We start from the raw sequence: 19845 nt of genomic DNA, 5'->3' as shown, positions 1-19845 counted from the left end.
GGGCCTGCGGCTTTTCGCGCGTCGCAGGGTTGAATGGTCGAGTGACCCTGTACCCCGAGGCCGGCCGCTGCGCGGCTCTCCGTACCGACCTGGATGCCGCGGGATACCGCGCCGACGCCGTGCGAGCCCTCTGGGGAGGGATGGTCGACACCGCGGTGGGTCACGGACTCGTCGAGCCCGCCCGTCGCGTGCTCACGGGGCGCTCCGATGCCCTGGCAGTGCTGGCGGGGCTGCTCTTCCTGGGCGGGCCGGCATCGCGCGCTGCGGTGGATGCCGCACTGCCGTCTCTGGGAGCCACCGGGCTCGCAGAGCTCGGACTCGCGCACCTCGAGGGTGATCTCGTGGTTCCCGACGCCCTGGTGCGCCCGCAGGACATCGCGGATGCCGCGGGCGAGGGCCACTGGTGGATCGCGAGCGATCTCGACGAGGCGGCAGTGGGCGGCCCGCTGCCCACGGGTCATGTTCTCGGCGTCGGCGGTGCGTCATTGACACTCGCGGGACTGCAGCTGACGTCACGGGTCGGGCGCGTGCTCGACATCGGCACGGGGTGCGGCATCCAGGCTCTTCGCGCGCGGCGCGCGGGTGACAGGGTCGTGGCCACGGACGTCTCTGAGCGCGCTCTCGCCTTCACGCGCTTGAACGCACTCCTCAACGACGTCGACGGGATCGAGACGCGGGCCGGCAGCCTGTTCGAGCCGGTCGCCGGCGAGCAGTTCGAGCGGGTCGTCTCCAATCCGCCGTTCGTGATCACGCCGCGCGTGGAGGGCGTCCCCGCGTACGAGTACCGCGATGGCGGGATGTCGGGCGACGACCTCGTGGCGGCTTTCGTGCGCGGCGTCGGTCCGGTGCTCGCTCCTGGCGGTGTCGCGCAGCTGCTCGGCAACTGGGAGTACCGCGCCGGCGAGGACGGCCTCGATCGCGTGCGCTCCTGGGTGTCGGAGTCGCCGGTGGCCCTGGATGCCTGGGTCGTCGAGCGTGAACAGCTCGACCCGCTCGCCTACGCCGAACTCTGGGTCCGCGACGGCGGCACCGCTCCGGGGTCACCGGCGTATGCGCCGCTCGTGCAGGCGTGGCTCGACGATTTCGCCGCGCGGGGGGTCATCGCCGTGGGGTTCGGCTACATCACGCTGCACCGCCCGACCGTCATCCCCACGCTCGCCCGATACGAGCGCATCGCAGGCAGCATCCCCGGCGCCCTCGGCCCGCATATCGGAGAGTCGCTCAGCGCGTGGCAGCGACTCTCGAGCATGACGGACGCCGATCTGGATGCGGCGGTGCTGCGGGTCGCGCCAGATGTGACCGAGGCCCGCCATCACGTTCCCGGAGCCGAGGACCCTCAGGTCATCGAACTGCGTCAGGGAGCGGGCTTCGGCCGGGTGCTCGACGTCGATCCCGCGCTCGCCGCCCTCGTCGGGGCCAGCGACGGTGATCTGCCGGTCGGTGTGCTCGTCGCGGCGATCGCCGACCTGCTCGACGTGGATGCCGTCGCCCTGCGTGCCGACCTGTTGCCGCGCGTCCGCGAGCTGCTGTTCACGGGTTTCCTGCGTTTCGCCGACTGATCGCGGACTCGGGAGCTGCAGGGGAGGGCCGGTAGGCTCGGAGGCATGCTGAACATGGCCGAGGGTGTCGCGCGCCTGGGTGCCCTGGCAGCGTCTCCCGTCGTCTCGGCGCTCGCCGACGCGTTCGAGCGCGCGGGCTTCGAGCTGGCCATCGTCGGGGGGCCCGTGCGTGATGCGCTGCTGGGACGCGCGACCAACGATCTCGACTTCACCACGAACGCCCGACCCGACGACATCCTTCGGGTCGTCGACCCTCTCGCCACCGCGACGTGGGACATCGGACGCGCCTTCGGCACGATCGGTGCGAAGGTGCGCGGTGAGCAGATCGAGATCACGACCTACCGCGCCGACAGCTACGACGGACTGACCCGGAAGCCCACGGTGGAGTTCGGCGACACCCTCGAGCAAGATCTCGCGCGCCGCGATTTCACCGTCAATGCGATGGCCCTGCGCGTTCCGGGACCATCCCTGGTCGACCCGACGGGCGGAGTCGAGGACCTCGTCGCGACGACGCTGCGCACGCCGAGTGATCCCGCGGTGAGCTTCGGCGACGACCCGCTCCGGATGCTGCGCGCCGCGCGCTTCGCCTCCCAGCTCGGCTTCTCGCTCGATCCCGCCACCGAGCAGGCGATGACCGAGCTGCGCGAGACGCTCTCGATCGTGAGCCCCGAGCGGGTGCAGGGCGAGTTGGTGAAGCTGCTCCGCACCGACGACCCCGCGCGCGGCATCCGACTGCTCGTCGACACCGGCCTCATGCAGCTCGTGCTGCCCGAAGTGCCGGCGCTGCGCCTCGAGATCGACGAGCACCATCACCACAAGGACGTCTACGAGCACTCGCTGACGGTGCTGCGCCAGACGATCGAACTCGAGCACGAACGGCATCCGGGCGCGGAGCCCGACGTGGTGCTGCGCCTCGCGGCGCTCCTCCACGACATCGGCAAGCCCGCGACGCGCAAGCTCGAGCCCGGTGGTGGAGTGAGCTTTCACCACCACGACCTCAAGGGCGCACGCATGGCACGCAAGCGCCTGCAGGCCCTCCGCTTCGACTCCGACACCATCTCGTCGGTGAGCCGTCTGGTCGAACTGCACCTGCGCTTCTTCGGGTACTCCGAGGGCGCGTGGACCGACTCGGCCGTGCGGCGGTACGTCCGTGACGCGGGCGACGAGCTGGAGCGACTCCACATCCTCACGCGCGCCGATGTCACGACGCGGAACAAGCGGAAGGCCGCCCGCCTGAAGTCGGCGTACGACGACATCGAGCGCCGCATCGACGAGCTGGCCGCGGCCGAGGAGCTCGGCGCCATGCGCCCCGAGCTCGACGGCAACCGCATCCAGGAGATCCTCGGGATCCGTCCGGGGCGTGAGGTGGGTGAGGCGTACCGGTTCCTCCTCGACATCCGCCTCGACGAGGGGATGATCGGCGAGGATGCCGCGGAGCAGCGTCTGCGCGAGTGGTGGGCCGCGCGCTCGGACGGCTGACGACCGCGGTCAGCCCTACCGCGACGGGTTCGTCCGGCTTAGGCTGAGGGCGCTCCTTCACCGCCGATCGGAGTCGTCCGTGTCCTCGTCGTGGTCCGCGAAATGGGATGTCGCTCCCGAGTCGTCCCGTCTGCTGATCGAACGCGCGCGGGACGAGCTGCTGGCCGGGGCTGACGCCGAGCGTCGACTGGACGACGTCCGGTCGCTCGTCCGCGAATCGTGGCGCCGTTCGATGGCGAACCTCGTCCGCGCCGAGGCACTGCCACCGCTCGAGTTCGACGAACGAGCGCTGGCCGCATACCGTAGCGCCCACCCGCTCGCCGGGGTCATGGACATGGTCCGTGCGCTGCTCGTGCCGAGCACTGATTCCGGAGTGGTCGTCGCCGTGGGGGATGCCGCCGGCCGTCTGCTGTGGGTCGAAGGCGACACCAGCGTGCGGACCCTCACCGGCGACATGGGCTTCGTGGCGGGCGCGAACTGGTCGGAATCCACCGTCGGCACCTCGGCGCCCGGGACGGCGCTTCAGCTCGACCGGTCGGTGCAGATCCGCGGGGCGGAGCACTTCAACCGCCTCGTGCAGCCCTGGTCATGCACGGCTGCACCGGTACACGACCCCGAGACCCGCCGACTTCTCGGCGTCATCGACGTGACCGGTCGGGCGGAGGCGGCCACGCCGCAGGCGCGACTCCTCGTCGACGCGACGGCGCGGGCGATCGAGAGTGAACTCCTGGTGGCGCGACTGCGTTCCCGGGCCGACCCGCCACGCGGCTTCGCCCGGCAGCGTCGACGGGATGCCGCAGCACCGACCGCCTCGACCCTGCGTGTGCTCGGTCGCGATCGCGCTCTCCTGGAGACCACTGATGCCTCCGGAGAGCGGATCGTCGAAGTGTCGGCTCGGCACGCCGACATCCTGCTGATGCTCGCCACCTACCGTCAGGGGCTTTCGGCGGAGCGACTCGCCGAGCTCGTCTACGGTCCCGACGCGACGGACACTCTTCGACCCGAGATGGTTCGGCTACGGCGGGTGCTCGAGCAGGCCGCCCCGCACCTCGTGCCGTTGTCGCGGCCCTACCGCCTTCCGGCCGAGCTCGAGACCGACGCGCAACAGGTGGCGTCCCTGCTCGACCGCGGCGCTCACCGCGTCGCCCTCGCGGCGTACGCGGGCCCGGTTCTGCCGGACTCGAGCGCTCCCGGGACGGAGGAGGTTCGTGATCGGCTTCGCGCCTCTCTGCGTGAGGCTCTCCTGGCGGAGGCATCGGTGGACGTGCTGCTGGAGTACGCCGACACAGACGATGGCGCGGACGACGTCGATGTCCTGCGTCTCTGCCTGCAGCTGCTTCCGGCACGGTCGCCGAAACGGGCGGGCATCGTCGCACGACTGACCTCCCTCGGCAACCCCGCGGACTGACCGTTTCGTCGTGGCGCAGCCGCTGGGAGGATGGCGGACGATGTTGCACGTGAAACATCGGAGGAGGCGACCGATGAGGACGACACGAATCTCATGGACGAGCATCGGATCCGTCGAGACGCTCGACCGGTGTACCGCGGAGTATTCCGATGACGGCATCCGCATCGTCGGAGAAGTCGATGGCGGAGACGGACCCTGTCGTTACGCGGTGCGAATCGACGAGCACGGCCTGTTCCATCACGCGGCGATCGAGTCGGGCGGGCGGACACTTCACGTCGAACTCATGGATGGCGTGTGGTCGGTCGACGGTGAGGAGCGCCCCGATCTCGCCGGTGCGACCGACATCGACATCACGGCCACGCCGGCCACCAACGCTCTTCCGATCCGACGGCTGGGGCTCGCCGTGGGCGGCCGAGCCGACGTCGAGGTTGCGTGGGTGCAGGTGCCGTCGCTGGATGTCGCTCTGGGGCGCCAGCGCTACACGCGCGTCGGGCCGCGCGTTTACTGCTTCGAGTCGCGGGATCGCGACTTCCGGCGAACGCTCACCGTCGATGATGACGGCTTCGTCCTGAGCTACCCGGGAGTCTTCGAGCGGGTGACGGGATCGTGACCGATCATGGCGATGAGGAGAAGACGATGACCGATGCGACCCCCGACGACGCCCCGACGCCGGCTCTCGTCTCGCTCGCCCGGGCATACGGCATAGCCACTGAATACTCATCCTTCTCGGGCGAGCATGTCGATGTGCCCGCCACCACCCTCCGTGCGGTGCTGGCGGCCATGGGTGTGGTCGCGGATGACGACGCGGCAGCCGAGCAGGCGCTCGCCGAGTCGATAGCCGAACCCTGGCGGCGGCTCGTACCCGCCTCGACCGTCGTGCGCCGGGGTGGTGGGACGATCGAGCTGCATGTCGCCGACGGCAATGACGTCGAGGTGGCCATCGTGCTGGAAGACGGCTCGGTGCGTCCCCTTTCGATACCCGCTCAGCAGCCGGTCGCGCGCACGGTCGACGGCCGGACGCGCTGGCGGGTGCGCGTGCCCGTGCCCGAGGATGTCCCGCTGGGATGGCACACGGTCCAGGTGCGCCAGTACGGCGGGGAAGGCGATGTGCACGACAGTGGGGCGCTGATCGTCACGCCGGAACGCCTCACACCGCCACCCGCCGAACCGGGCCAGCGCTCGTGGGGACTCATGGCGCAGCTGTACTCGGTGCGGTCGCGGCGATCGTGGGGGATGGGCGATTTCGCGGACCTCGCCGACCTCGCTGCGATCGCGGGGGAGTCGGGCGCCGACTATCTGCTGATCAACCCGGTGCACGCCGCGGAGGTCACGACGCCTGTCGAGCCGTCGCCCTACCTGCCGTCGTCGCGCCGATTCCTCGCGCCGCTGTACGTCCGCCCGGAGCTCATTCCGGAAGCGGCATACCTCTCCGAGTCCGGTCTCGATCGCTTCCACCGGCTGCAGCGGGACGCAGCCGCCACCAACACGGACGCGGAGCGCATCGATCGGGATGCGGTCTGGAGCGCGAAACGAGAGGCGCTCGCGCTCGTTCATGACGTCGAGCTCTCTCCCGCCCGACGCGCGCAGCGTGACGCCTTCGCGCGGCGGGAGGGGTCGGCACTCGCCGACTTCGCCCTGTGGTGCGCGCTGCGCGAGCACGAAACGGAAACGGGCGACCGGCTCCCGGACGGAATCGCAATCGATGACCCCGCGGTGGGTGCGCTGCGGGAACAGCTGGCTGAGCGCATCGCGTTCCACGTGTGGCTGCAGTGGATCGTCGACGAGCAGCTCGGCGACGCGGCTGCCGCCGCGGCTGCCGCCGGAATGCGGATCGGCATCATGCACGACCTTGCCGTCGGCGTCTCGACGACCGGGTCGGACGCGTGGTCGCTCCGTGATCTGTACGCGCCGGGCGTCGTGGTGGGCGCACCTCCCGACATGTACAACCAGCAGGGCCAGAACTGGAATCAGCCACCGTGGCTGCCGCGTGCCCTCGCCGAGCATGCCTACGCGCCGCTGCGTGACATGCTCCGGTCGCTGCTGCGGCACGCGGGCGCCCTGCGGATCGATCACATCCTCGGATTCTTCCGCTTGTGGTGGATTCCAGAGGGGCTCGGGCCGGGCGAAGGCACGTACGTTCGCTATGACCACGAGGCCATGATCGGCGTGCTGGCTCTCGAAGCCCAGCGAGCCCGTGCGGTGATCATCGGCGAAGACCTCGGCCTCGTGGAGCCGTGGGTGCGCGATTATCTCGCCGAGCGCGGCATCCTCGGCACCTCGGTCCTGTCGTTCGAGAGCGACGACGACGGGGGACCGCTGCCTCCCGAGCGTTACCGTACCGACCTGCTCGCGACCGTCAACACGCACGACCTGCCGCCGACGGCCGGCTACCTCGACGGCGAGCACGTCGCCCTGCGCGCCCGGCTCGGCCTGCTGACCAGGTCGGTCGACGACGAGCTCGCCGATTTCGAGCGCGAGCGCGACCGGATGCTGGCGGAGCTGCGCTCTCGCGGGCTGATCTCCGCCGGCGCGAGCCAGCAGGAGGTCGTCGAGGCTCTGCACGTCTTCCTCGCCGCATCGCCCTCGCGCTTGCTGGGCGTCTCGCTCGTCGATGCCGTCGGCGAGAAGCGTGTGCAGAATCAGCCCGGCACCGACGACGAGTACCCGAACTGGCAGGTTCCGCTGGCGGATGCCGACGGCAGAGCCGTGCTGCTCGATGATCTCGCCTCATCACCGAGATACCGCTCGCTGGTGGATGCTGTCGAGCGGGCCATGCGCGGCCGCCCGTAGAGGTCGCGCGCCGGGCTTGTCAACCCGGTACGTGTCGTACCCCGGGGAACCCGTACGGTCGGGGCGTCGGACGAGAGGAGACGCCATGGTCGACACCGCACCCCTGACGCGTGCGAAGTATCCGCGGTCGCTGATCGCGGGGCCCTACGGGCACCCATTCCACGCGATCGCGATCATCCTGCCGATCGGCGCCTGGGTGTCGGCATCCGTCTTCGACGTCATCGCCGTCATGAGTCCGGATGCCGCCGTCTTCGCCCTCGGCGCCCGCATCCTCATCGCGATCGGTCTTCTGGGCGCCGTCGTCGCGTCGGTGCTGGGGCTGATCGACTGGAGCAGCATCCCGAAGGGCACCCCTGCGCGGGCGACGGGGCTGACCCACATGATCCTCAACCTCATCGCGATGGCGGTGTTCGCAGGAAGCCTCGCGCTTCGCGTCGACGAGGAGACCGTGCCGACCCTGGCGATGATCGCGAGTTTCGGTGGACTCGCCCTTCTTTCGGTGTCGGGGTGGCTGGGCGGGAAGCTCGCCCACACCTACGGCGTCCGCGTCGCGACCGAGACGACCCAGGCCGAGGGCCTGGAACCGCTGCCCTGACCGAGGAGAGATCATGACCGACCTGGACACCCGTCCCGACAAGCGGCCCGCGAACCCCCTCGCCGGCCCCTACGGACACCCGTTCCACCCGATCGCCGTCACGATCCCGATCGGGGCGTGGATCGCGAGTTTCGTCTTCGACATCATCGGCCTGATCGTCGCCGACCCGACCCCGTACGCCGTGGGTTCGCGCGTCCTGATCGGGATCGGGCTGGTTGGCAGTGTCGTGGCTATCGTGCTGGGCATCTTCGACTACCTCCGCATCCCCGATCGGACGCGCTCGTCGAGCACCGCCACGATCCACATGGGGCTGAACTTCGTGGTGTGCGGCGCGTACCTGTTCCAGCTCTTCCTGCGGACGTCGACCGACGACATCCCCATCGCGGGCGTCATCTTCAGCGCCGTGAGCCTGCTGACCCTCAGCGCGTCGGGATGGCTCGGGGGCAAGCTCGCCTATCGCTACGGAGTCCGGGTGGCCCACGAATCGAAGCAGGCCGAGGGATTCGTCACGCGACGCAGCCGGCACTGAGCGCGATCGAAACGGGCGGCGACCTTCTGGAGAAGGCCGCCGCCCGTTGGCGTCGGTGGGCGCCGGTGTCAGGCGGCGCTTGCCCGGCGTGCGGGCCGAACCGACCACAGCGCGCCTCCCGCGACGAGCAGGAGCGCAGCCAGCAGTGCGCCACCGAGCGGCGCCTGAGCGCCGGTGACGGCGAGCTGCCCGGAGGCGACCACGGTGATCGCCGCGCTGCCGATCACCTGACCGTCGGCACCGAAGACCACGATCGTGTGGGCGCCCGTGGCCAGATCGGCGGGGATGCGGACGTCGAACGCGACGCGCCCGTTCGCATCGGCGGCCGGGATGCCCGACACCCGGATCGGGTCGCTCCGCAGCTCGGCGATGACCTGCTCGCGGGCCTCAAGACCGGTGACCGTCACCCGCACGGCCTGTCCGCGCTCGACCGTCGTGGCCGAGACCGACACGACCGGGGCCGCGGTGCCGGGCTCGGTCGGGTTCGGCTCGGTCGGGTTAGGCTCCGTCGGGTTGGGCTCGGTCGTACCGGGCACCTCGCGCGGGTCGACGCTCGCGAGCGTCGGCGTCACGGTCTGGAACAGCCCGTCCTCGCCGATCTCGAGGCGATCGATCGTCGTCTCGCGGTTGGTGCCGTTGCCGCCGGGGATGGCGAACCGGTGGTACGCGATGTACCACTCGTCCGTGCCGGGGACGTTGATGATCGAGCTGTGACCAGTGCCGAGGATCCCCTGCGACGGGTCCTTCTGCAACAGGAGGCCCCGGTAGGTCCACGGTCCGTCGATGCTGGTCGACGTCGCGTAACCGACGCGGTAGTTCTCCGAACCGGTGTCGTCGATCGAGTACGTCAGGTGGTACGTCCCGTCGCGGTAGTTCAGGAAGAGTCCCTCACGGAAGTCGACCAGTCCGTCGATCGGCGTGATCGTCCCGTTCTCGACGCTCAGCATGTCGTCGGACAGCTCGCCGTAGACGGGTCGTCCGTTGCCCCAGAAGAGGTACGACTTCCCGGTCTCGGGGTCGGTGAACGCCGCCGGGTCGATCGCCTGACCGCTGTTGACGGCCTCGTCGTTGGTGATCATCGGCTCCGCCTGTGCGGTGAACGGTCCTTCGGGACTGTCGGCGACGGCGACGCCGATCATCTTGCGGTTCGCGTTCGGCTCATGCCCGCTGAAGTAGAAGTAGTACTTCCCGCCCTTCTCGATGATCGTCGGAGCCCACGCGTTGCCGGTGGCCCACGGAACGTTCCCGTTCGCGCCGTCCAGCGTCAGGATGGGCTCGTCTGACCGCGTCCAGTCGATCAGGTTCTTCGACGTCCAGACGTAGAACGTGTTGCCGCCCCAGCCGGGGGTGCCGTCGGTGGTCGCGTAGATGTAATAGGTGTCACCGAACACGGCGATGTTCGGATCGGCGTACAGACCCGGCAGCACCGGACTCTTCATCTCCACAGCCTCGAGCGTCCAGACGGCGTCGGGCTGTCCGGGGGTCGTGAGCGTGACGGTGGCAGGCTTGCTCAGGTCGCGGACCGTGCCCGACGCGGGCGTGGCGGTGGTGCCGGATGCCGTCGTGAAGACCGGGCGCAACTGCGTCAGATCCGTGCCGCGCTTTACCGGGAACAGGACCGTGCCGGCGTCGGTGTCGACGATCGGCGCGACCTTGAGGGCACCGGCATCCTGCAGGCTCACGGCACCGAGCGCGCTGGAGTTGCCGGAGTTCTGCACAATCTCTTTGGGGGTCAACGCGCGGTTGTACAGCGCGAACTCGCGCATCTGACCGCGTAACAGGTTGTCGGCGTTGTAGACCGACTTGCCCAGGTAGTTCGCCAGCGTGCTGCCGCCGCCGATGTCACTGGGGCGCACCGTCACGTTCGTGTTCTCGGCGACCTGCTGACCGTCGAGGTACAGCCGTGCCGTGTTCCCGGTCAGGGTGTAGGTGAGGTGCACCCAGCGGTCGCGGGGAAGCGCCGCACCCGAGGTGACGTTCTGCTCGCCGCTCCAGTTGCCGGTGGTCAGTGCCGCGCGGTACTGGTCGCCGGTCGAGAACAGGTAGCCGTTGCCGGCACCGTCAGCGCCGGTGTTGCCGAAACCGTAGAGGAAGTACGGGGTGCGCTGGGCCGGGTCGATCCGCAGCTCGGCCTCGACCGTGATGTCGTCGACGCCGACGAGGACGTTGTCGGGCAGGTCGACGTAGTCGTCGGTGCCGTCGAAGGTGAGCGCGCCGTCGGTGAACGTCGCACCGCCGCGTACCTGGGCGTCACGCCCGGCGCCGGAACGGTCGTGAAGCACCGCGCCCGCGTCATCCGTGAAGTCGTAGCGCAGCAGCTCGCCCTTCTCGTTCGCCGCGAGGGGCTGCGGCAGGTTGGCGCGCAGCGCTTCGAGTTCGGCCGCGGTCACCGGCATCACTGTGCCATGGCGCGGGCTCGCGGGCAGGCGGTAGCTCGCGGGCACCTGCCAGTCCGGCGCGTCGAGGTCATCCGTTCCCAGGGGGATGTAGCCGCGTCCGCCGTATTCGTCGACGAAGAGGTAGTAGTTCGACCCGGAGGTGTCGCCGGGGTTCGCCGCGAAGATGGTGGGGCCTTCGACGGCGCCGAGTCCGGCATCGCGACCGATGCAGCTGTCGATCAGCTTCCAGGCGGGGTCGGCTGCGTTCCAGCTGGGATCGCTTCGGTCATCGACGGCGGTCAGGCTGGTCGAGGACTCCTGGATGATGTCGCGGCATCCGGTCGTGCTGGCTTCATCCTTCGTGAATCGGTAGTAGGTGCCGTTGTCCTTGAGGACCGTGGAGTCGATGCGCGATGCTCCGAAGTCCTGCCAGACCTTCGGCTCGCTGAACGTCGTGAAGTCGCGGGTCGTCGCGTACATCATGGTCTGGTAGAAGCTGCCCGTATGGTTCGGGTCGTCCTCGCCGAAGAGCGACGATGCCCAGAACACCACGTACTCGCCGAGTGCCTCGTCGTAATAGGCCTCGGGCGCCCATGTGTTGCCCGCGTTGTCGGGGGCGACGCGGACGTGGCGCTGCTCGCTCCAGGTGACGAGGTCATGCGACTCCCACACCTCGAGGTACTTCGAACCCTGCGTCTGTGCTCGACCCCAGTCGCCGTTGCGGCCGATGGAGAGGTCGGTGGCGATGAGGTAGAACGTGTCGCCCTCGGGCGAGCGGATGAGGAACGGGTCGCGCAGACCCCTCTCGCCTTCCGTGGAGGTGAGCGTCGGCTCGCCGCCGTTGAGCTCGGTCCACGACAGTGCGTCGTTGCCGTTGCTGGCGGCGAAGTAGATGTTCTCGCCCGCGACGGAGTTTCCCGTGAAGTAGGCGAACGTGTAGCCCTCGAAGGCTCCGATGTTCGCGGCCTTGCGCACTGCGGCCGGAAAGGAGCGGGTGAGCGTCGTCGCGCCCTTCGTGACGGATGCCGTGAGCGCGACGGTGGTGTCTTCCTCGGAACGCGTGACGATGCCGTCAGCGGTGATGACACTCGTGTCGGCCGACGACCAGGTCACGTCGAGTCCCTGCGAGGTCGTCGGCAGCGTGAGGTTGCCGCGCACGTCGTCGATGTTCGTGACGGTTAGCGCGTCGAGCGCCGCCTGCGCGGCCTGACCGTCGGGGGTGTCGACGAACGCGACCTGCCCGGAATGCTGGAGTGGGCCAACTGCCTGAGCTGCGGCGGGGACGATGAGCGGCGCGGCGACGAGTGCGGCGACGATCGGGACGGCGAGCGTCCAGGGATGGTGTCGGCGCCAGGGCGCCGGGCGAGCGGATGCGGGCACGGGGGAACCTCTCGTATGCGTCGTTGCATGGCCGTCAGCACTGACGACGCTCGAATGTTAGCGCTCACAATTCGCGTAGCGCTAGTGCGCGGCATCCTCCCCGCCGAGCCGTGCAACGCGTTGCAACGTAGCGGGGCGTAGCGTGCCCGGCACCACCGCAGCATCGGCGCTGCGGGGAGTCGAGGAGATGACATGACCATCGTCGAAGAGGGCGTCTCGAGCGTCTACGCCGCTCCCGGTCAGCGCGGAGCCGTTGCAGAGTACCGCGCCCGCTACGGGCACTACATCGGCGGCGAGTTCGTCGAACCCGTCAAGGGGCAGTACTTCGAGAACATCACGCCCGTCACCGGAAAGCCGTTCTGCGAGGTGGGTCGAGGCACCGTCGAAGACATCGACCGCGCCGTCGACGTCGCCTGGCAGGCGTTCGCGTCGTGGAAGAAGACCACGCCGGCCGAGCGCGCTGTGATCCTCAACAGAATCGCCGACCGCATGGAACAGCACCTCGAGAAGATCGCGGTGGCCGAGACGTGGGAGAACGGCAAGCCCGTGCGCGAGACGCTCGCCGCCGACATCCCGCTCGCGATCGACCACTTCCGCTACTTCGCCGGCGTCCTGCGCGCCCAGGAGGGCTCGCTCAGCCAGATCGACGAAGACACCGTCGCGTACCACTTCCACGAGCCGCTCGGTGTCGTCGGGCAGATCATCCCGTGGAACTTCCCGATCCTCATGGCGACGTGGAAGCTCGCGCCCGCGCTCGCCGCCGGCAACTGCGTCGTGCTGAAGCCCGCCGAGCAGACACCCGCGTCGATCCTGTTTCTGTTCGAGCTGATCGGCGACCTGCTGCCCGCCGGCGTCGTGAACATCGTCAACGGATTCGGTATCGAGGCGGGCGCGCCGCTCGCGCAGCACCGCCGCATCCGCAAGGTCGCGTTCACGGGCGAGACGACGACGGGGCGCCTGATCATGCAGTACGCCTCGCAGAACCTCATCCCCGTCACGCTCGAGCTGGGTGGCAAGAGCGCCAACGTGTTCTTCGAGGATGTCGCGCGCGAGCGCGACGACTACTACGACAAGGCCCTCGAGGGCTTCACGTTCTTCGCCCTCAACCAGGGCGAGGTGTGCACGTGCCCGTCGCGGGCGCTCATCCAGCGGTCGGTGTACGACTCGTTCCTCGGCGACGGCCTCGACCGCGTCGGCAAGATCGTCCAGGGCAACCCGCTCGATCCGGCGACGATGATCGGTGCGCAGGCATCCAACGACCAGCTCGAGAAGATCCTGTCGTACATCGACATCGGCAAGGCCGGGGGAGCGAAGCTGCTCGCCGGTGGCGAGCGGGTCGACCTCGGCGGCGAACTGAGCGGCGGGTACTACGTGGCCCCTACGGTCTTCGAGGGCACGAACGACATGCGCATCTTCCAGGAGGAGATCTTCGGGCCGGTCGTCTCGGTGACGAGCTTCGACGACTTCGACGACGCGATCGGCATCGCGAACGACACCCTGTACGGACTCGGCGCCGGCGTCTGGAGCCGCTCGGGTGACACCGCCTACCGGGCCGGCCGTGCGATCGAGGCCGGGCGCGTGTGGACGAACACGTATCACCAGTACCCCGCGCACGCCGCTTTCGGCGGATACAAGCAGTCGGGCATCGGTCGCGAGAACCACCTCAAGATGCTCGACCACTACCAGCAGACGAAGAACCTCCTCGTGTCGTACGCCGAAGGCGCGATGGGCTTCTTCTGAGCCGCATCCACTCATCACCATGTCGAACGACACGTACAGCAGGGTCGCGGTGACCGACGCCGCCGCGGCCCAGCTGCGCGACCTCACCGCCCAGCACGGGCCGTTGATGTTCCACCAGTCGGGCGGATGCTGCGACGGCTCCGCCCCCATGTGCTACCCGGTCGGGATGTTTCTGACCGGCCCCGCCGACGTGAAGCTCGGGGATCTCGACGTCGGCCTCGACGACGCGATCGAGGTGTTCATCTCGCTCGCGCAGTTCGAGTACTGGAAGTACACGCACATCACGATCGACGCCGTGCCGGGTCGCGGCGCCGGCTTCAGCGTCGAGGGACCGACCGGGATGCGGTTCATCATCCGGTCGCGCATGCTCGACGACGCCGAGCTGGCGGCGTTCGGGCTGGTGCCGGTCACCGCAGTTGATGACATCGTTGCGGCACCCCGGACTAGTCCCGCGCTCGGATCGCCGAGTCCAGATCAATCATGAGCTGCGAGATCCGGGAGGTGCCCGGAGACGCGACCGGATACCGACGAAGTATCTCGGGCAGGGGCGGATTCGCCCGATGGGCGAGAACGCGAACCGTGGCGCCGTCCGCAGTTCCTGTTCTCAGCTCGGTGACCAGCGCGACGCATGCGGCCGCGCGGAGGATGTGACCGACTTGCGAGGCCTTAGCGATCGGGTGAAGGTAGGCGGCCGCGGCAGCGTCGCCGCATGCGAGCGCCGCAAGTCGAGCGGTCTCCTCCGAGGCGTCCTTGGCTGCGCGATGCGAGGCGAACGCGGCCGTTCGTTGCAGGTTCGACCGTGGCGCGCCATCCGTGAACATGCGCGCCGCACGGATCGCTTCGCGCGGCCGTGAATCCTGGGGGTTGACCGCTTCGAACTCGGGAAGCAGATCCTGTGCGCAATCGGAGGCGAATCGGACGACCGCCCGTAGCTCACCCATCGTCAGTTCGAAGTCTCCCGCTCCCATGCGCCCATTGTTTCGCGTGGCCGTAGGTGCTCTCGACGACCAGGGATCGCTGAACCACGGAACCCGGGCGCTAGCATCCTCGGCATGAGCGATGACGTCGCGCCGGAGCCCGGCATCCGGGGACTCAGCGCCGAGCGCACGAAGGCGTTCGTCGATGCGGTCGTCGCGATCGCGATGACGTTGCTGATCCTGCCGCTCATGGAGAGCGTCGGCGAGAGCGCGGGGCACGACCACACGACGTGGGAGTGGCTCGTCGATCAGCGCGATCAGCTGCAGAGCTTCCTCATCAGCTTCGTGCTCATCGCGATGTTCTGGATGCTGCACCACCGGCTCTTCGTGTCGGTGCAGCGCATCACCCCGGGGCTCATGTGGATCACGGTCGCGTGGATGCTCACGATCGTCTGGATGCCGGTCGTCACCGCCCTCACCGGCCAGGTCGCCGACGACGCGCTGCAGAAGGTGCTCTACATCGGAACGCTCGTCGTCACGAGCGGGATGCTGCTCGTGACGCGGATCTACCTGGTGCGGCATCCGGACCTGCACAGCGCGTCACGGGATGATCTGCGCCTGGGGATGTCGATCGATCTCTCGATGATCCTGCTGTTCCTGGTGGCGCTGGCGATCGCGCTCGTCTTGCCGGCCGTCGGCTACCTCGGGCTGTTCATCATGTTCCTCACCGGCACGGTGCAGAAGCTGATGGCCCGCACTCTGCGCTGACCCAGCCTCCCGGTCGCGGCGCGAGGTGAACGGGCGAAGCGGAGAACTGGGGTTGACAGGGGCGGGGTCGGGGTGAGAACGTTTACAACGTCCAGCGTTGGAAACGTTTACAACCGCTCGAGGGAGAGCCATGGTCCGCGTCACGATCACGCAGGTCGCCGCCCGCGCCGGCGTCTCCGTCGCGAGCGCGTCTCGAGCGCTGAACGGACTCGTCGCGAGTCCGGAGACCGCGGCGAAGGTGCGCGATGCGGCGCGCGAGCTCGGCTACGTGGCCGATGCCACGGCGCAATCGCTCAAGCGGGGCCGCACGTTGCAGCTGGGCTTCGCCGTCGCCGACATCGGCAACCCGGTATACGTCGAGATGATGGCGGCGGTCGAACAGGTGGTCTCGGCATCCGGATACCGCCTGCTGCTGTCGTCGACCGGCACATCGTCGTCTTCCGTGGATGTCGTCCGCGACCTCGGTCGGGGCTATGTCGACGGGCTGATCCTGTCGCCGCTGCGCGTCACCGACGAGCTGCTCACCGCGCTCGCCGCGGCTCCGATCCCGTTCGTCGTCCTCGGTCGGCTGCCCGCTTCGGCCGACTTCGACACCGTGCGCGCCGACTCTCCGACGGCGATGCGGCTCGTCGTCGACCACCTCGTCGACGAGGGACGCCGCGACATCGCGTTCATCAACGGCCCGACCGACACCACCCCCGGTGTCATGCGACGCGACGGTTTCATCGCGGCGGTGGGCCAGTACGACGACCTGCGGACGCGGCACGTCGACGCCGCCGACTTCACGATCGCCGCGGGCTACGACGCGGCGCTCCCGCTTCTCGACCGGCCCGACCGGCCGGCGGCGGTGGTCGCGGCGAACGACCTGATCGGCGTCGGAGTCCTGCGTGCCGCCGAAGACCTCGGCCTGCGGGTCCCGGCCGACATCGCTGTGACCGGCCTCGACAACACCGAGCTCGCCGAGGTCGTCCGCCCCGGGCTCACGAGCGTCGACCTCGGAGCGAAGGAGCGCGGTCGCGCCGCCGCCGAGATGCTCCTCGCCCGGATCGCCGACGACACGCGGCCGGCCCGCACCGTCACGGTTCCTCCCGCGCTGGTCGTGCGCGGCTCGACGTCGGCATCCGTCCCCGCGGCCCTCCGCCGCCCCGAGCCCATCGACGAAGAGAAGGCACACGGATGACCACGCTCGCAGAGACGAAGACGTCCTCGCGCCCACCCCGCGTCCGGCAGATCGGGCCGCGCGCCCGCGCTCAGCGCAAAGAGGCGATCGCCCTCGTCGCCCCCGCGCTGCTGCCGATCATCATCTTCTCGGTCATCCCGCTCGTCAGCGGCGTGCTCCTCGGATTCACGGATGCCACCCTCGCGCGCAACGCGGAGATCTCGTTCATCGGGCTCGACAACTTCATCGAGCTCGCCGGTGATCGCCGGTTCTGGCAGTCGTTCGGGATCGGCATCGTCTGGGCGGGGTCGGTCGCCCTCCTCACCCTGGTGAGCGCGATGGGCCTTGCTCTGCTGCTCAACAGCAACCTGCGGCTGAAGGGCCTGACCCGCGTTCTCGCACTCATCCCCTGGGCGATGCCGCCGGTGGTCATCGCGATCGTCTGGCGCATGATCTACAACCCCAACTCGGGCCCGCTCAACGGCGTGCTCGGCTGGCTCGGCATCCCGGGTGTGAACTGGCTCGGCGACTTCTCGACCGCGCTGCCCGCCGTCATCGTCGTCGGCGTCTGGGCCGGTATTCCGCAGACGACCGTGCTGCTTCTCGCGGGCATGCAGTCGATCGCCCCCGAGCAGCACGAGGCCGCGGCCGTCGATGGCGCGGGAGCCGCCCGCCGGTTCTGGCACGTCACGCTGCCCGCCCTGCGGCCCGTGATCATCGCGGTCACCGCGCTCGACTTCATCTGGCAGTTCAACTCGTTCGGCCTCATCTACGTGCTGACCGAGGGCGGCCCGGGCGGCCGCACGATGATCCCGCCGCTGTTCACCTACCTCGAGGCGTTCCGCAACCGCGAGATCGGGTACGCGTCGGCGATGGGCAACGTCCTCGTCGTGGCGATCCTGGTGATCCTTTCGCTGTACCTGATCAACCAGTTCCGGCAGAACAAGGGGGCCCGCAAGTGACCACCAAGCGCCCCCTGTACGCGACCGTCCTGATGTACCTGGCGCTCGCGGGCTACCTGATCTTCCTGGGCTTTCCGCTGCTCTGGCTGCTGTCGGCGTCGTTCAAGTCGACCCGAGAGCTCAACTCGCTCGCTGTGAACCTCATCCCGCAGCAGTGGGACTTCGGCAACTACATCGCCGCACTCGAGCGGCAGAATCTGATCACCGCGGCCGGCAACTCGGTGCTCGTCTCGATCGTCACGATGATCGTCGCGGTGCTGCTGTCGATGCCGATGGCCTACGCCCTCGCCCGGCTGAAGGGCCGGCTGCGCGCGGCCGGCACGGTGTGGATCCTCGTCAGCCAGGTGTTCCCGACGATCCTCATCATCATCCCGCTGTTCCTCGTGCTGCGGAGCCTGCAGCTGAACGACACCCTGTTCGGCCTCATCCTCGTCTACGTCACCTTCACGATGCCGTTCACGCTCTGGATGCTGCAGGGGTACGTCGCGGCGATCCCGCCGGAGCTCGAGGAAGCCGCCGAGATGGACGGTGCCGGCCGGTTCACCATCCTCCGCACCGTGATCCTGCCGCTGCTGGTGCCGGGACTGGTCGCCACGGCGATGTTCACCTTCGTCTCGGCCTGGAACGAGTTCTTCCTCGCGCTCGTGCTCATCCAGAGCCCGGAGCTGTACACGCTGCCCATCGCGTTGCGCTCGTTCCTCGGTGCCGAGGGGCAGACCCAGCTGGGGCCGCTGGCCGCCGGCGCCATCCTCGCCACGATCCCGTCGCTCATCATCTTCGGGATCCTGCAGAAGAAGCTCACCGGCGGCATGCTCGCCGGTGCCGTCAAGGGCTGACCTCCCCGTGACGACGAAACCCGAAAACCAGAAAGGCCACACCATGAGAAGAATCCGCGGCATCGGCGCCGTCGCATTCGTGGGCATCGCAGCCATCACGCTCGCAGGATGCCAGCAGGGCAGCGCGAACAGCAGCGGGGGAGACGGCGACGTCGTGACCCTCCAGTTCCAGTCGCTGTCGGACCAGCCCGCGACCCAGGCAGCCATCAGCGAGATCGTCGACGCCTGGAACGCCGAGCACGACGACGTCCAGGTCAAGATCATCCAGGCCGGCTGGGATGGCACCTACGACAAGCTGATCACCCAGTTCTCGGGCGGCACCGCGCCCGACATCATCCACTTCGAGGCGAGCTCGATCGTGTCGTTCGCGGCAGACGGCTACCTCGCCGACCTGACCGACCTCATCGACCCCGAGCTGAAGTCGGACATCTCCGACGGCATCTGGGAGTCGGTGACCCACGACGGGCAGATCGTCGCGTACCCCTCGACCCTCCAGTCGTACATGGCGTTCGCGAACGCCGACCTGCTGGCCGAAGCGGGCGTCGAGGTGCCCACGGGCGACACGATGACGTGGGATCAGCTCCAGGAGATCGCGAGAGCGACGGCCACGGCAGACCACTACGGCCTCGGCTGGGGTCTCGGTTCGCCCACCGCGACGATGATGAGCCTGTCGATGGGCTTCGACGGCGGCTACTTCGACGGTGAGGGCGACGACGTGACGATCGAGGTGGGCGACGACGAGCTCGCCGTGCCCGAGCGCATCCACGAGATGGCCTACACCGACCGGTCGATCGACCCGACCTCGCTCACGCAGTCGGGCTCGGACGTGCTGCCGTCGTTCTACGGCGGCAAGGTCGCGCTGACGGTGCAGGGCTCGTTCCAGGCGACGAACATCGCCGCGGATGCTCCCGAGGGCCTCAACTGGGTCGCGCTTCCGCCGCTCGAAGGATCGGCTGGCGCCATTCAGGCCGCGAACCCGCAGACGTACTCGGTGAACATCGACTCGGAGCACGTGGAGGAGTCGGCGGAGTTCCTGAACTTCTTCATGGACGGCGAGAACCTCGCGAAGATCGCCTACGCCGACGCGCTCATCCCCTCGTCGGGTGCCGCCCGCACGCAGGTTGCCGAGCTCGCCGGCGACGACGCCGCGTGGAAGCAGGTGCTCGCGTCGGGCGAGGGCCTGGAAGGTCCGCCGTTCCTGAAGGTGTCGAAGTACACCGAGTGGAAGGACACGATCGCGACGCCGGCGTTCCAGCAGTACCTGGCGAACCAGATCGACCGCGACCAGCTCGCCGCGCAGCTCAGCGACGGCTGGGCCGACGTCGCCGGATGACGATCCGCGGGG

At 68.8% G+C, this 19845-nt stretch carries 16 protein-coding genes; 14 read left to right on the top strand and 2 right to left on the bottom strand.

What is annotated here, in order from left to right; translation table 11 throughout:
• Window positions 1-41 precede the first annotated feature (41 nt).
• From VC184_RS16265 to VC184_RS16235, 7 genes are all read left to right on the top strand, one after another.
• Window positions 42-1559 carry a DUF7059 domain-containing protein gene (locus tag VC184_RS16265; RefSeq protein WP_323986929.1) on the top strand — a complete coding sequence of 506 codons (1518 nt, stop codon included), beginning with the start codon at window positions 42-44 and terminating at the stop codon, window positions 1557-1559.
• Between the two features lie 45 nt (window positions 1560-1604).
• A complete protein-coding gene (locus VC184_RS16260) occupies window positions 1605-3038 on the top strand; it encodes a CCA tRNA nucleotidyltransferase (protein WP_323986928.1) in 1434 nt (477 codons plus the stop codon).
• A 79-nt stretch (window positions 3039-3117) separates the two neighbouring features.
• On the top strand, window positions 3118-4446 hold the full coding sequence (locus tag VC184_RS16255) for a GAF domain-containing protein (protein ID WP_323986926.1): 1329 nt from the start codon (window positions 3118-3120) through the stop codon (window positions 4444-4446).
• A gap of 73 nt (window positions 4447-4519) precedes the next feature.
• The gene (locus tag VC184_RS16250; protein WP_323986924.1) at window positions 4520-5056 is read left to right on the top strand and encodes a putative glycolipid-binding domain-containing protein; all 537 of its coding nucleotides are present in this window, start codon (window positions 4520-4522) and stop codon (window positions 5054-5056) included.
• Between the two features lie 26 nt (window positions 5057-5082).
• Window positions 5083-7236 carry a 4-alpha-glucanotransferase gene (malQ, locus tag VC184_RS16245; protein ID WP_323986923.1) on the top strand — a complete coding sequence of 718 codons (2154 nt, stop codon included), beginning with the start codon at window positions 5083-5085 and terminating at the stop codon, window positions 7234-7236.
• An 85-nt stretch (window positions 7237-7321) separates the two neighbouring features.
• A complete protein-coding gene (locus tag VC184_RS16240; protein WP_112615451.1) occupies window positions 7322-7831 on the top strand; it encodes a DUF2231 domain-containing protein in 510 nt (169 codons plus the stop codon).
• Between the two features lie 13 nt (window positions 7832-7844).
• Window positions 7845-8360: a DUF2231 domain-containing protein gene (locus tag VC184_RS16235; RefSeq protein WP_323986922.1), complete on the top strand. Its 516-nt coding sequence runs from the start codon at window positions 7845-7847 to the stop codon at window positions 8358-8360.
• Between the two features lie 68 nt (window positions 8361-8428).
• On the opposite strand, the gene VC184_RS16230 is transcribed toward VC184_RS16235, so the two are convergent.
• Window positions 8429-12118 carry a family 43 glycosylhydrolase gene (locus VC184_RS16230; RefSeq protein ID WP_323986921.1) on the bottom strand — a complete coding sequence of 1230 codons (3690 nt, stop codon included), beginning with the start codon at window positions 12116-12118 and terminating at the stop codon, window positions 8429-8431.
• A 192-nt stretch (window positions 12119-12310) separates the two neighbouring features.
• Here VC184_RS16230 and exaC point away from each other — a divergent pair, with 192 nt between their 5' ends.
• The gene (exaC, locus tag VC184_RS16225; protein ID WP_112615445.1) at window positions 12311-13858 is read left to right on the top strand and encodes an acetaldehyde dehydrogenase ExaC; all 1548 of its coding nucleotides are present in this window, start codon (window positions 12311-12313) and stop codon (window positions 13856-13858) included.
• 19 nt (window positions 13859-13877) lie between these two features.
• Window positions 13878-14342 (top strand): DUF779 domain-containing protein, encoded by a 465-nt coding sequence (locus VC184_RS16220; RefSeq protein ID WP_323986920.1) that lies wholly within the window; start codon window positions 13878-13880, stop codon window positions 14340-14342.
• Here VC184_RS16220 and VC184_RS16215 read toward each other — a convergent pair.
• Window positions 14302-14799: a putative immunity protein gene (locus tag VC184_RS16215; protein WP_323987789.1), complete on the bottom strand. Its 498-nt coding sequence runs from the start codon at window positions 14797-14799 to the stop codon at window positions 14302-14304. The genes VC184_RS16220 and VC184_RS16215 overlap by 41 nt on opposite strands.
• 111 nt (window positions 14800-14910) lie before the next feature.
• On the opposite strand from VC184_RS16215, the gene VC184_RS16210 reads away from it, so the two are divergent.
• From VC184_RS16210 to VC184_RS16190, 5 genes are all read left to right on the top strand, one after another.
• Window positions 14911-15543, top strand: coding sequence for a TMEM175 family protein (locus tag VC184_RS16210; protein ID WP_323986919.1), 633 nt, complete (start codon window positions 14911-14913; stop codon window positions 15541-15543).
• A 130-nt stretch (window positions 15544-15673) separates the two neighbouring features.
• Window positions 15674-16723 (top strand): LacI family DNA-binding transcriptional regulator, encoded by a 1050-nt coding sequence (locus VC184_RS16205; protein WP_323986918.1) that lies wholly within the window; start codon window positions 15674-15676, stop codon window positions 16721-16723.
• Window positions 16720-17664: a carbohydrate ABC transporter permease gene (locus VC184_RS16200; RefSeq protein WP_112615437.1), complete on the top strand. Its 945-nt coding sequence runs from the start codon at window positions 16720-16722 to the stop codon at window positions 17662-17664. The genes VC184_RS16205 and VC184_RS16200 overlap by 4 nt, the downstream gene beginning before the upstream one ends.
• Window positions 17661-18500 carry a carbohydrate ABC transporter permease gene (locus VC184_RS16195; RefSeq protein ID WP_220118278.1) on the top strand — a complete coding sequence of 280 codons (840 nt, stop codon included), beginning with the start codon at window positions 17661-17663 and terminating at the stop codon, window positions 18498-18500. The genes VC184_RS16200 and VC184_RS16195 overlap by 4 nt, the downstream gene beginning before the upstream one ends.
• A gap of 43 nt (window positions 18501-18543) precedes the next feature.
• Window positions 18544-19833: an ABC transporter substrate-binding protein gene (locus tag VC184_RS16190; protein WP_323986917.1), complete on the top strand. Its 1290-nt coding sequence runs from the start codon at window positions 18544-18546 to the stop codon at window positions 19831-19833.
• Window positions 19834-19845 lie beyond the last annotated feature (12 nt).

It is taken from the genome of Microbacterium plantarum, from assembly GCF_035231185.1.
In the GTDB taxonomy this organism is placed as follows: Bacteria; Actinomycetota; Actinomycetes; order Actinomycetales; family Microbacteriaceae; genus Microbacterium; species Microbacterium plantarum.
Note: the sequence above shows the minus strand (reverse complement) of the source record. Positions and strands in the feature narration are given on the sequence as shown.